Origin of the sequence: Micrococcus sp. KRD026, from assembly GCF_017168445.1 — a bacterium.
GTDB classification, from domain to species: domain Bacteria; phylum Actinomycetota; class Actinomycetes; order Actinomycetales; family Micrococcaceae; genus Micrococcus; species Micrococcus luteus.
On the sequence record NZ_JABFBA010000016.1, the window covers coordinates 58,541 to 71,102 of the forward strand.

A 12,562-nucleotide genomic window follows, 5' to 3' on the forward strand; every position below is an offset into this window, starting at 1 on the left:
GCCCACCTCCCCCCGACGACGGCCCTCCCCGGGATTGCACAGGAGCATTAGGTTGCCCTAACCTTCCGGAGTTACCTCACGTCGGTGTTTGCTAATGCCGGCCCGGCAGGGCCGACGCATCCTCCGACCGCAGACCCGACCCCCTCCGCCCGGCGCCCGCGCGTCGCGACCGTGAAAGGCCACCACCATGGCACCGTCCCCCCTGTCCCGCCGCTCCCTCCTCGCCAGCGGGGGAGTCGGCCTCACCCTCCTGCTCGCCGCGTGCTCCACCGGCCCGGCCGGAGGCTCGGCCTCGTCCTCGTCGGCCGGTGCGTCGTCGTCGGACGCCGCGGGCGGGGACGCCGCGTTCCCCCGCAGCATCGAGCACGTCTACGGCACCACCGAGATCCCGCAGCGCCCGACCCGCGTGGCCACCGTGTCCTGGGTGAACCAGGACGTGGCCCTCGCCCTCGGGGTGGTGCCGGTGGGCATGGCCGCCGTGGAGTTCGGGGGGAACGCGGAGAAGTCCACCGACTGGTTCGACGCGAAGCTCGCCGAGACCGAGGGCGCCCAGAAGCCCGTGCAGTGGTCCGAGGCCTCCGGCATCGACGCCGAGGCGATCGCCGCCGTGAAGCCGGACGTCATCCTCGCCGTCTACTCCGGCATCACGCAGGAGGACTACGACCGCCTCTCGAAGATCGCCCCCACCGTGGCCTACCCGAAGGACGTCCCCGCCTACGGCACCTCGTGGCAGCAGTCCACGGAGGTCATCGGCCGCGTGCTCGGCAAGGAGCAGGAGGCGGAGGAGCTCATCGCGGACCTCGAGCAGCAGATCAAGGACGCCGGCGAGAAGCACGCGGACCTCCAGGGCGCGTCCTTCGTCTACGGCACCATCGACCCCGCCGCCGCGGACCAGATCAGCATCTACACGGACGTGGACAACCGCCCGAAGTTCCTCGAGCTGCTCGGCATGGAGCAGGCGCCGGTGGTGACGGAGAACTCCCCGGAGGACCAGGCGTTCTTCTTCACGTGGTCGCCCGAGCGCGCGGACGAGCTGGAGTCGGACGTGTTCGTCTCCTGGGCCGCCCAGGACTCGGTCCGCGAGGCCATCGAGTCCGACCCCCTGCTGGGCTCGATCCCGGCCGTGAAGGCCGGCGCCCTCGTCCTGCAGACGGACGAGCAGGAGGTCCTCTCCGTCTCCGCGATCTCCCCGCTGTCCATCCCGTTCGCGCTCGAGAAGGTCGTCCCGCCGATCGCCGAGGCCGCGAAGACCGCGCAGGGCTGATCCCTCCCCATGCCGTCCACGGCCCTGGCCTCCCCGGCCCGCGTCCGCGCGGGCGTGCTGATGGGCGCCCTGCCCGCGGCGCTGCTGCTGGCGGCGCTCGTGGCCGGCGTCGCCCTCGGCGCGCGCACCGTGCCGGCGACGACGGCGCTCGACACCCTGGGCGCGATCCTCACCGGGCACCCCGTGCCGGAGGGCATCGAGGCGGCGGCCGTGGCCTCCCGCGTGCCCCGCGTGGTGACGGGGGCGCTCGTGGGGGCGGCGCTGGCCGTGGCCGGCGCCGCCCTGCAGGGGGCCACCCGCAACCCGCTCGGCGACCCGGGGCTGCTCGGGCTCTCCGCCGGCGCGGGGCTGGCCGTGGCGGCGGGCATGGCGCTCGGCGTCGCCGGGTCCACGTTCGGAGTGCTGGCGCTGGCCGCCGTCGGGACGCTGGTCGCGGCCGCGCTCGGCTACGCGGTGGCGGCGGCCGCCACACGGAGTGGCCGGACGCCCGGCGCCCCCTCCCCCATGGCGCTCGTGCTGGCCGGCGCGGCGCTCACCGCCGGCGCCACCGCCGGCACCACGGCCCTGCTCGTGCTCTCCCCCACGGTCCAGGACCGACTGCGGTTCTGGGCCGTGGGCACGGTGGCCCGCGCCGACCTCGGCGAGGCGCTCGCCCTGGCACCCGTCATCGCCGTCGGGCTGCTCGCCGCCGTCGCCGTGGCCCCCGGGCTCGACGCCCTCGCCCTCGGCGACGACCTCGCGCACGGCCTGGGCGGGCGCCCGGAGCGGGTGCGCGCGGTGCTGCTGGGCGCGGTCGTGCTGCTCACGGCCGCGGCGGTGGCGCTGGCCGGGCCGGTCGGGTTCGTGGGACTGCTCGTGCCCCACGCGCTGCGCCGTCTGCGGCCGCCGAGCACGCGGGCCCTGATGGTCGGCTGCGCCCTGTGGGGCGCCGTCCTCGTGATCCTCGCGGACCTCGCCGGGCGGCTCGTCGTGGCGCCCGGGGAGATCCACCTCGGGGTGACCACCGTCCTGCTCGGCGTGCCCGTGCTGCTGGCGCTGCTGCGCCGCCCGGGGGTGGCCGCATGAGCCTCCAGTGCACCGCCCCGGACGACGTCGTCGCCCGCCTGCGCCGCGCCGACCGGCGCCGCCTCGGAGGGGCCTGCGCGGGCCTCGCCGTGGCCGTGCTGGTCCTCGCCCTGCTGCGCGTGGTGTGGGGCACGTACCAGGTGACCGTCCCGGACCTCGTGCGGATCCTGGGCGGGGAGACGATCCCGGGAGCGAGCTTCATCGTGCTGGAGGAGAAGCTGCCCCGCGCCGTGGCCGCAGTGCTCACCGGCGCCGCCCTGGGCGCGGCCGGCGCGCTCTACCGGCGCACGCTGCGCAACCCCCTGGCCTCGCCGGACATCCTGGGCGTCACCCAGGGCGCCGCGGCGGCGGTCGTGCTGGGGATGCTGGCGACCGCCGGGCAGACCGGCGGAGGATCGGACCTGATGCGCGCCGCCACGGCACTGATCGGTGGCCTCGCGGCGGTGGTCGCCGTGTTCGCCACGGCCCGCTCGGTGGGGGGCGAGCGGTTCGTCGTGGCCGGCATCGCGGTGGCGGCGGCGGGCCAGGCCGTGGTGGCCGGGGCCATGCTCTCGCTGGCCCAGCACGACCTGCAGTCGGCCACCGTCTGGATCGCCGGCTCGCTCAACGGGGTCACGTGGGGCCGCATCGCGCTGCTCGCGGGCGTGCTCGTGGTCGCCCTGCCGCTGGCGGGGGTGCTCCACGCGCGGCTGGCCCCCGCCGACGTCGGCCCGGACCTCGCGCACGCCCTCGGCGCCCGGCCGCGTCCCACCTCGGCCGCGGCGCTGGGGCTCGGCGCGGTGCTGGCCGCCGTGGCGACCGCCGTCGTGGGGCCGCTGGCGTTCGTGGCGCTGCTGGCCACCCCGGTGGCGCGCGGGCTCACCCGTGGCCTGCCCTCCCTGCCCGCGGCGGCGCTCACGGGCGCCGCGCTCGTGCTGCTCGCGGACCTCGTGGCCGGTGAGGCCGTCCCCCTGCTCACCGGCGCCGCCCTGCCCACCGGTGTGCTCACCGGCGCCGCCGGCGCCCCGCTCATGCTCTGGCTGCTGCTGTGCCAGGGCCGGACCCCAGGAGGCGTGCGCTCCGCATGACCGCTCCCCCGCTCACCGTCCCGTCCCCCGCCGCACCGCGCGCCGGGGCCGCCGACGACGTCGCGATCCGCCTGCGCGGCCTGACGCTCGGCTACGGCCCGGCCTCGGCGCCGCCGATCGTCGCGGACCTCGACCTGGACGTGCCCGCCGGGCGCGTCACCGCGATCATCGGCGCCAACGGCTGCGGCAAGTCCACGCTGCTGCGCGGCCTGACCCGCCAGCTCGCCCCGCGCGCCGGGAGCATCGAGGTGCTCGGTCGGGACGCCGCCCGCGTGTCCGCGCGCGACTACGCCCGCACCGTGGCGCTGCTGCCCCAGCATCCCGTGGCGCCCGAGGGCATGACGGTGGCGCAGCTCGTGGCGCGCGGCCGTCACCCGCACCGCGGGCTCCTGGGCGGCCGGGCCGCCGGCGACGACGCCGCGGTCGCCGCGGCGCTCGAGCGCACCGACCTCGTGGAGCTCGCCGAGCGCGAGGCCGGCACGCTCTCCGGCGGGCAGCGGCAGCGGGCGTGGCTCGCCCTCGTGCTCGCCCAGCAGACCCCGGTGGTGCTCCTCGACGAGCCCACGAGCTACCTCGACCTCAGCCATCAGGTGGAGGTGCTCGACCTGGTGCGCACGCTCCCGGACCCGCGTGGCGAGGGCCGGGCGACCGTCGTCGCGGTGCTGCACGAGCTGAACCTGGCGGCGCGCAGTGCGGACCACATCGTGGCGATGGCCGCGGGCCGGGTGGTGGCGCAGGGCACGCCGGGCGAGGTGATCGTGCCGGAGGTGCTGGCCGAGGTGTTCGGCCTGGACGCGGACGTGGTGGCCGACCCGCTGCTGGGCCACCCCGTGGTGCTGCCGCGGGGGGACGGGGACCGCCGATGAGCGCCGACGGCATGATCGTGGCGCACACGCGCGTGGTGTCCGTGGAGCAGCCGTGCCGCGGGTTCCGGCGGATCGTGCTGGCGGGCCCGGACCTGGAGGCCGCCAGCGGGGACCTGCTGGGACTGCTGCCGCCCGGCGTCGCCGACCTGCACGCCCTGTACCGGGGCGCGCGGCCGCGCCGGGACGCCTATGTGAAGCTGCTGATCCCCCCGCCGGGCGGGACGTCGGCGGACCCGGACCTGTCCGCCGGGTTCCGCGCCGGGTTCCTGGCCATCCCCGAGGAGGAGCGCGGCTGGATGCGCACGTACACGGTGCGCTCGGCCGGGCTCGTGCGGCTCGACGGGCGGCAGGTGCCCTCGCTGACCGTGGACGTGGTGCTGCACGGCGACCCGGACGACCCCGCCGACCCGCATCAGGGGCCGGGCCTGCGCTGGGCGCGCGCCGTCCAGGCGGGGGACGCGGTGAACGTGCTGGTGCCCTCGGCGGAGGCGCCGGCGTGGTCCGGCTGGCGGCAGACGGGGGCGCACCGTGTGCTGGCCGTGGGCGACGAGACCGCCGTCCCCGCCCTGGTGTCCGTGGCGGAGGAGCTCGCGGACCCGTTCGGCGGGTTCGACGGCGAGGCGGACCTCGTGCTCGAGCTGCCCCACGACGGGCAGGCCGCCGACCTCATCGCCGAGCGCCTGGCCGTCCCCGAGCCGTGGGACTGGCGGGCCGTGACGGAGCTGACGGACCGGGGCCGCGTGCGCCTGCACGTGGGCCGCCGGGCGCCGGGGGCGCCGTCGGGGTCCTGGGCGCACGCCCGCCTCGCCGCCCTGCTGGGCGTGGACCCCGACGACGCCGGCGGGCCGGTCGCGCCGCCCGCGGCCTCCGTCGAGCGCGAGTGGACCGTCGCCGCCCTCGAGGCCGACGAACGGCCCGAGGCCTACGTGTTCCTCGCCGGGGAGTCCGCGATGGTGCGCGCCCTGCGCCGGCTCAGCGTGGGCCCCGGCGGCGTGCCGAAGAAGCACGTCTCCTTCATGGGCTACTGGCGGGAGGGCCAGGCGGAGAGCTGAGGAGTGGGGTGGTGGAGCGCCGCTCCGCCCTCGCACCGGCGTCGGGCTCTCCCTACTGTGGGAGTTCAGCACCCGATCGAACCGAAGGAGAGATTCCCATGACCCGCACCGTGATCATCGGCGGCCACGGCAAGGTGGCCCTGCTCGCCGCACCTCTGCTGGCGGAGGCCGGCCACGACGTCGTCTCGATCATCCGCAACCCCGATCACGCCGAGGACGTCCGCGCCGCCGGCGCCGAACCGCTCGTCCTGGACATCGAGAAGGCGGACCAGGAGGAGCTGCTCCACGCGCTGCGCGACGCGGACAACGTCGTGTTCTCCGCGGGCGCGGGCGGCGGGGACGCCCAGCGCACCCGGGCCGTGGACCACGACGCCGCCGTCGCCAGCATGCGCGCCGCCGAGGCCGCGGGCGTGCGGCGCTACGTGATGGTGTCCTACCTCGGCGCGTCCCTGCACCACGACGTGCCCGAGGACGACCCCTTCTACACCTACGCGCAGGCCAAGGCCGAGGCGGACGAGGCGCTGCGGGACTCCGGGCTGGCCTGGACCATCCTCGGTCCCGGCGCCCTGACCGACGAGGAGCCGTCCGGCCGCATCACCGTGGACCCGGACCTCTCCGACTCCGATGCCCCGCAGCGTGGGGCCAGCCGCGGCAACGTCGCCCGGGCGATCGTGGCCGTGCTCAGCGAGCCGGGCACGGTGGGCCGGAAGATCGACTTCGTGGACGGCGACGTGCCCGTGGCCGAGGCCGTCCGCGGCGACTGACGCGCCGCCGCCGTCGTCGGCCCCTCCCACCCGCGCTTTCGAACGTGAAAGGGGGCGAATGGGGGCTTTCGAACGTGAGATAGGCCCTCTCTCACGTTCGAAAGCGCCGGGGACCGCCCTCGCTCAGGCCGGGCCGAGGCGGCGGTCCACGGTGCCGAGCACGCCCATGAGCCCGGTGAAGCCGGCCAGGATCCCGGCGAGCACGACGCCCACGCTGCGTCGGCCGAGCCGCGGCACGTCCAGGAACGGGTACGGGTACCAGTCGATGCGGGGCCCGCGCGCCATGGTCGCCGCCGCCCACATCAGCGGGATGACCGAGGCCAGCCCGGCGCGCCGCGGCGTGATCTGCCCGCGGGGGTCGCACAGCGCCCACACCGCCGGGGCGAGCACGGGGTTGACGATGTGCTGCAGCGCGTCGTTGAACCGGTAGAGGAAGGTGTCCTGCTCGCGGCCGCGCAGCACCGCGTTGTAGACGATCCCCGTGACCATCACCGAGCCGAGTCCGGCGGTGCGCACGGCCCAGAACGCGTCCGACGTGGGCGCCTCACGACGCGCGGCCAGCGTCAGCGACGTGCCCGCGACCAGCGCGTTGGACAGCCACGTGAAGTACGCCGGCTGGTTGAGGGCGTGGGACCAGCCCGCGGGGAACCCGCCCTGATAGCCGACGCCCGGGATCACCATGGAGTCCTTGGACATCCCGATGGGGAACGAGGTCAGGCACCCGATCAGCGGCAGTGCCCCCGAGACCTGCCACGCCAGGCGGGTCCGACGGTCCACCGGCGGCACGGGACGCGGCTGCAGCCGGGACACGACGGCGTGCGCGATCCGCCCACGGACCCCCTGCGGGGCGGGGCGGGTGCGGCGGAGGGCCGGCTCGTCGAAGGTCAGGCCGTCACGAACTGGAAGCAGGCCCTCGCCCAGCTCGCCGCGGCCTACCCCGACCGGATCAACCCCTACCTGTGACCACCCCGCTTACACAGACAAGTTGACACGCCCGGTGGCGATCGAGCACAGGTACACCCCGCGCTCTGAAGCGCCCTGGGTTTCGTTCCGAGGTCAGGGCACCGCGGGCGCGGTCACCTCGAGGTCAGTGTAAGCAGCCTCGACCTCGACCGGGGTCCGGTACCCCAGTCGTTCGTGGAGCCGAGCCGTGTTCCACCAGTGGACCCAGTCCAACGTCGCGATCTCCACCGCAGTAGCCGAGGGCCAGACGCGCTTGGAGTAGATGATCTCGGTCTTATAGAGACCATTGACCGTTTCTGCCAGGGCATTGTCGTAAGAATCCCCGACCGTACCGACCGAAGCAGTCACACCTGCAGCAATCAGCGCATCCGAGTAGGCCAGCGACACATATTGAGACCCTCGATCCGAGTGATGCGTCAAGCCAGAAGAATCCCGACGGGCACCAGTCGTCAATAATGCCTGTTCCAGAGCCAGAAGCGGCAGGCGATCTGTGTGCAGCGTTGAAGCGACCGACCAGCCGACGATCTTGCGGGTGCAGACATCCGTGATGAATGCGGCATAGCAGAATCCCGACACGAGACGCACATAGGTGATGTCGGCGACCCAGAGCTGGTGCGGGGCCGCAGCCGTGAAGTCGCGCTGGACCAGGTCCCGGCGATGATCATCTGCCTGGGCTGGACGGGTGGTGTTGGGCTTGCGGCCCCGGCGGACCCCGTGCAGCCCGGCGCTGCGCATCAGGCGTGCGACCTGATCGCGGCCCAGGTCCCAGCCGGCTCGGCGCATCGCGTGCCACATCTTCCGCGCGCCGTAGACGCTGTAGTTCTGTTCATGGATGCGCTTGATCGGTCAAGTCCCTGGAAGTGGTGTAACCGTCTTCGAGGCATGAGAATCAGGCCAGGGCCGGCATCACCTCCGTGCCCATCACGGTGCCCGGTTCTTGCGTGAGGGGCTCGCGGCAGCGGGCCAGCAGCTCGAGACCGAGGTACCGGCGGCCCTCGGCCCACTCATCCGTCTGCTCAGCCAACACGGCCCCCACGAGCCGCACCACGGCATCCCGGTTCGGGAAGATGCCCACCGCGTCCGTGCGGCGCCGGATCTCCCGATTCAGGCGCTCGGCAGGGTTGTTCGACCAGATCTGGGACCACACGTCCTTCGGGAACGAGATGAACGCGAGGATGTCCTCCCGAGCAGCATCGAGGTGCCCAGCCACGGCGGGCAACCGCTCGGCCACGTAGTCCAAGAGCCGGTCGAACTGGGCGTGCACCGCGGGCCCGTCAGGCTGGTCGTAGACGCTGTGGAGCATGGCCTTCACCGCCGGCCACATGGCCTTCGGGGTCACCGCCATCAGGTTCGCGGCATAGTGCGTGCGGCACCGCTGCCACACAGCCCCGGGCAGGTTCGCCGCGATGGCTTCGACCAGGCCACGGTGGGAGTCCGAAGTCACCAGTCTCACCCCGTGAAGGCCGCGGGCGACCAGATCAGCGAAGAACTCGTTCCACGCCGCGCCTGACTCCGTGGTGGCCACCCGCAGCCCGAGTACCTCACGTCGCCCGTCAGCGTTGACGCCGGTGGCGACCATGGCCACCGCGTTGATCACCCGACCACCCTCGCGAACCTTCATGGTCAGGGCGTCCGCGGCGAGGAACACGAACGGGCCGGCATCCCCCAGCGGGCGGTGCCGGAACGCGTCGATGTGCTCGTCCAGCTCGGCGGCCATCCGGCTGACCTGGGACTTCGAGAGCGAGTCGATGCCCAGCTGGCGCACGAGCTTGTCCATGCGTCGGGTGGAGACCCCAGCGAGGTAGCAGTCGGCGACGACCGTGATCAACGCGGACTCGGCCCGCTTGCGTCGCTCGAGCAGCCACTCTGGGAAGTACGTGCCGGCGCGCAGTTTCGGGATGGCCACGTCGATCGTGCCGGCGCGGGTGTCGAGGGGCCGGTGGCGGTACCCATTGCGCTGTGCGGTGCGGGTATCAGAAGCGGTGCCGTACTCGGCGCCGCAGACCGCGTCTGCGTCAGCGCTGAGCAGGGCGTTGATCACGGTCTGCAGCAGGTGGCGCAACAAGTCCGGCGAGGCTTCGCCGATCGCTTCGCGTAGCAGGCGTTCAGGGTCGACAATGTGAGGAGCGGTCATCGTGGTGATGTCCCTTTCGAGAGTGCTGTGGAAGGTTCACTCGAAGGCTCCCACGGTGACCGCGTCCATGCTGGGGACGGTGTTGGCGGCCGGGGAGGGTTACACCACTATCAGGGACTCAACTCGCTTGATCTCTGGGATCAATGATCGATCGCGCAGAGCACGAGCTGACGCTGGTCGTGTTTTTGCCGCCCGGTAGGCCCGGGAGGTGATGAACCCACATTCTGTTTCGCGCATGACGCGGCAGATGGCCTCGACCCCGAAATCGTCGCGGTTCATGTCGATGAACCGGATCATCTCGTCGTGGGGCGGTCGAGTTCCGCTGCGAAAAAAGCCGAGGCCTTTTTCAGGATCGGCGGATTCAAGCAGTCAGCGCAACGAGTCCTGTGAGATGAGGCAGTTACTGATCACAGGAGGATCCGGATGCAGGGCAAGCACGGCCATCTCAGCCGGGAGCAGAAGCAGCTCGCACTCAGGCTTCACGCGAAGGGCTGGCGGCTGGTCGACATCGCCAAGGAGATCGGCTGCAGTGCGCCGATGGTCGGCACCATGGCCCGGACCGGCAGGCACGTCGACGCCAAGCCGTTCGGCTGGGAACCACGCCAGGGCAACCTGACGATCGACGAGCGCGAGCAGATCCTGCTGGGGATCAATCGTGGTGACACCTTCACCGCGATCGCCGAGCAACTGGGGCGTGCGGTGTCCACCGTCAGCCGGGAGGTGAAGCGCGGCGGCGGGCGCTGCGACTACTCGGCCTGGCATGCGCACGAACGCGCCCGCCATCAAGCTCGCCGACCGAAGCCATTCAAGCTCGCGTCGGGTCGGCTGCTTGAGGAGGTCGCCAGCCGGCTGGAGCAACTGTGGTCGCCCGAAGAGGTGGCAGCGCGCCTACGGTTGGATCACGCCGATGATCCGGAGATGCGCGTGAGCCACGAGACGATCTACCAGTCGCTGTTCGTGCAAGGCCGCGGCGAGCTGCGTCGCGAGCTGGCGCGGTGTCTGCGGTCCGGACGAACTGCCCGCAAGCCTCGCGGAACCACCGATGGCCGCGGCCGCATCCCCGGCATGGTGATGCTTAGCGAGCGCCCCGCAGAAGCCGACGATCGCGCTGTTCCTGGGCACTGGGAAGGCGACCTCATCCTCGGCGAAGGCAGCCGCAGCGCCGTCGGCACGCTCGTTGAGCGCTCGACGCGGATGACCCTGCTTCTGCACTTGCCCGACGGCAAGAGCGCTGAGCAGGTCGAGGCCGCGATGCGCGCAGCGATCAGCAAGCTGCCTTCCGCACTGACCCGGACGATCACCTGGGACCAAGGCGCGGAGATGTCGAAGCACGCCGCGTTCACCACCGCCACGGGCATCCCGATCTACTTCTGCGATCCCCACTCGCCCTGGCAGCGCGGGAGCAACGAGAACACCAACGGACTGCTGCGGCAATACCTGCCCAAAGGAACCGATCTGAGCGTTGTCAGCCGCGAGGAGTTAGACGCGATCCAGGACAGCCTCAACGGACGCCCACGCAAGACGCTGGGCTATCTGACACCATCAGAGAAGCTCGCAGAGTTCCTTGCGCCCACCGCTTGAATCCGCCATCTCGTTGGCGCGGCGTGCTTCGGCGAGTTCTCGACGCAGCCTGCGATTCTCTTCGCCCAGGCTCTCGTCAGTGGCGGGTGCCGGTGTGGCCTTGCTTGCTGTGATGGCTTGGTTGCACCAGGCGCGCAGGGTCTCGGGGCCGCAGCCCAGCGACTCGGCCACGACTCGGATGGAGGCCGCGCGTGGTCCGCCCTCGGTGGCTTGGCGGTCGAAGACCATCCGCACGGCGCGTTCGCGGAACTCGGGGGTGAACTTCTTGGGCATGATCCGATTCTCCTTCAGGAAGCTCGGAACCAAACCCAGGGCGCTTCAAACCCTCCAAAATCTTGGCTAGAACTAGTGTATGGACAATTACCCAGAGCATCACGCCTTAGGGCGGATCGACGTCATCAGGGACTGCTGAAGGTTCGGTTGACACCTGATCTGTGGGGACATGAGGTCCCCGCTGGAAGGATGTCGACATGCCTGCAGCACACCCCAAGGAGTTCCGTGACGACGTGGTCGCGGTCGCCCGTCGTGGCGAGGCCCCGATCGCTCAGCTCGCCAAGGACTTCGGGATCTCCGAGTCCTGCCTACGCAACTGGCTCCATCAGGCCGATGTCGAGGACGGCCACCGTCCCGGCGTGACCAAGGCCGAGAACGAGGAGCTGCGCGAGGCGCGGAAGAAGATCCGCTTGCTGGAGCAGGAGAACGAGGTCCTGCGCCGCGCCGCGGCGTACCTGTCGCAGGCGAACTTGAGGCTGGGTCAGAGCCCAAAATGACCTACCCGCTGGTCCGTGACCTTGCCGTCGACGGGATCCCCGTGACGGTGACCTGCCGGGTGCTGAAGTTCTCGACCCAGGCGTTCTATGCCTGGTGCGCCGACCCGGTCAGCGAGCGGGACCTGGTCGACGCCTACGCGATGAACGCCGCGTTCGAGGTCCACCGTGACGACCCTGGGTTCGGGTACCGGTTCATCGCCGACGAGCTCGCCGCGGCCGGGCACGAGATCTCGGAGCGGCGGGTATGGAAGATCTGCTCCCAAGCACAGATCGTCTCCGCCCACGCCCGCACTCGTAGCCGGTGGAAGAAGCCGGGCCCGCCCGTGCACGACGACCTCGTCGAGCGGGACTTCACCGCGACAGGCCCGAACCGGTTGTGGCTGACCGACATCACCGAGCACGCCACCGCCGAGGGGAAGCTGTACCTGTGCGCGGTCAAGGACGTGTGGTCGCGCCGGATCGTCGGCTACTCGATCGACGACCGGATGCCGGCCGCCCTCGCGGTTGACGCCCTCGAGATGGCCGTCGCCCGCCGCGGCCCGGGCGAGGTCACCGGCTGCGTGGTGCACGCCGATAGGGGCAGCCAGTTCCGTGCTCGGCCCTACGTCACCGCCTTGCACCGGGCCGGACTGGTCGGGTCGATGGGACGGGTGGCCTCCAGCGCGGACAACGCCGCGATGGAGTCCTTCTTCGCCCTCCTGCAGAAGAACGTCCTGAACAGCCGCCGGTGGAGCAGCCGCGCTGAGCTGCGGCTGGCGATCGTCACCTGGATCGAACGGACCTACCACCGCCGACGCCGGCAGCGCGCCCTTGGAAAGACGACACCGGTCGAGTTTGAGACCATCTACTGGCCGACGAAAGCGGCCTGAACCACCACACCCGAAGTGTCAACCGAACCTTCAGCAGTCCCCTTCGAAAACGCCCAGTACTCGGTGCCCGCGCACCTGCTCGGGGCCGAGGTGTTCGTGCGCCATCACGGCACCGGACCGGACTCGATGGTGGTGATCATGCACGCCGGTGCGCAGGGGCCGGTGGA

At 71.9% G+C, this 12,562-nt stretch carries 11 protein-coding genes, 3 pseudogenes and 1 other annotated feature; of the genes and pseudogenes, 9 read left to right on the top strand and 5 right to left on the bottom strand.

From position 1 onward, the window contains the following. The first annotated feature begins 187 nt into the window (after positions 1–187). The 6 genes from J1M40_RS06120 (at position 188) to J1M40_RS06145 (ending at position 6,078) form a co-directional block, all read left to right on the top strand. A complete protein-coding gene (locus J1M40_RS06120; protein ID WP_206450582.1) occupies positions 188–1,264 on the top strand; it encodes an iron-siderophore ABC transporter substrate-binding protein in 1,077 nt (358 codons plus the stop codon). A gap of 9 nt (positions 1,265–1,273) precedes the next feature. Then, complete coding sequence (locus J1M40_RS06125) at positions 1,274–2,329, top strand: iron ABC transporter permease (protein WP_078025657.1); 1,056 nt, start codon at positions 1,274–1,276, stop codon at positions 2,327–2,329. Further along, the gene (locus J1M40_RS06130) at positions 2,326–3,396 is read left to right on the top strand and encodes an iron chelate uptake ABC transporter family permease subunit (RefSeq protein WP_078025656.1); all 1,071 of its coding nucleotides are present in this window, start codon (positions 2,326–2,328) and stop codon (positions 3,394–3,396) included. The genes J1M40_RS06125 and J1M40_RS06130 overlap by 4 nt, the downstream gene beginning before the upstream one ends. Continuing rightward, positions 3,393–4,262, top strand: coding sequence for an ABC transporter ATP-binding protein (locus J1M40_RS06135; RefSeq protein WP_069941200.1), 870 nt, complete (start codon positions 3,393–3,395; stop codon positions 4,260–4,262). The genes J1M40_RS06130 and J1M40_RS06135 overlap by 4 nt, the downstream gene beginning before the upstream one ends. After that, a complete protein-coding gene (locus J1M40_RS06140; protein WP_041104096.1) occupies positions 4,259–5,314 on the top strand; it encodes a siderophore-interacting protein in 1,056 nt (351 codons plus the stop codon). The genes J1M40_RS06135 and J1M40_RS06140 overlap by 4 nt, the downstream gene beginning before the upstream one ends. A 98-nt stretch (positions 5,315–5,412) precedes the next feature. Then, positions 5,413–6,078 carry an SDR family oxidoreductase gene (locus J1M40_RS06145; protein WP_041104097.1) on the top strand — a complete coding sequence of 222 codons (666 nt, stop codon included), beginning with the start codon at positions 5,413–5,415 and terminating at the stop codon, positions 6,076–6,078. 123 nt (positions 6,079–6,201) lie between these two features. Here J1M40_RS06145 and J1M40_RS06150 read toward each other — a convergent pair whose 3' ends face one another. Then, a complete protein-coding gene (locus J1M40_RS06150; protein WP_342356889.1) occupies positions 6,202–6,888 on the bottom strand; it encodes a Pr6Pr family membrane protein in 687 nt (228 codons plus the stop codon). A 6-nt stretch (positions 6,889–6,894) separates the two neighbouring features. Here J1M40_RS06150 and J1M40_RS06155 point away from each other — a divergent pair, with 6 nt between their 5' ends. Then, complete coding sequence (locus J1M40_RS06155; RefSeq protein ID WP_206450587.1) at positions 6,895–7,041, top strand: hypothetical protein; 147 nt, start codon at positions 6,895–6,897, stop codon at positions 7,039–7,041. A 93-nt stretch (positions 7,042–7,134) separates the two neighbouring features. On the opposite strand, the pseudogene J1M40_RS06160 reads toward J1M40_RS06155, so the two are convergent. The 3 genes and pseudogenes from J1M40_RS06160 to J1M40_RS12700 all read right to left on the bottom strand — a co-directional run. Then, positions 7,135–7,884, bottom strand: a pseudogene (locus J1M40_RS06160) (IS3 family transposase); the annotation flags it as partial. 46 nt (positions 7,885–7,930) lie between these two features. Continuing rightward, complete coding sequence (locus J1M40_RS06165) at positions 7,931–9,175, bottom strand: IS256 family transposase (protein WP_031943898.1); 1,245 nt, start codon at positions 9,173–9,175, stop codon at positions 7,931–7,933. Positions 9,176–9,289: 114 nt separating this feature from the next. Further along, a pseudogene (locus J1M40_RS12700) lies at positions 9,290–9,508 on the bottom strand (IS3 family transposase); the annotation flags it as partial. Continuing rightward, positions 9,415–9,511, bottom strand: a sequence feature (AL1L pseudoknot). Its footprint overlaps the pseudogene before it by 94 nt. 87 nt (positions 9,512–9,598) lie before the next feature. Here J1M40_RS12700 and J1M40_RS06170 point away from each other — a divergent pair. Continuing rightward, complete coding sequence (locus J1M40_RS06170) at positions 9,599–10,756, top strand: IS30 family transposase (protein WP_144860614.1); 1,158 nt, start codon at positions 9,599–9,601, stop codon at positions 10,754–10,756. Here J1M40_RS06170 and J1M40_RS06175 read toward each other — a convergent pair. After that, a complete protein-coding gene (locus tag J1M40_RS06175) occupies positions 10,718–11,029 on the bottom strand; it encodes a transposase (protein ID WP_144860616.1) in 312 nt (103 codons plus the stop codon). The genes J1M40_RS06170 and J1M40_RS06175 overlap by 39 nt on opposite strands. 197 nt (positions 11,030–11,226) lie before the next feature. Between J1M40_RS06175 and J1M40_RS06180 the strand changes: the two are divergent. Next, positions 11,227–12,395, top strand: a pseudogene (locus J1M40_RS06180) (IS3 family transposase). The last annotated feature ends 167 nt before the right edge of the window (positions 12,396–12,562 follow it).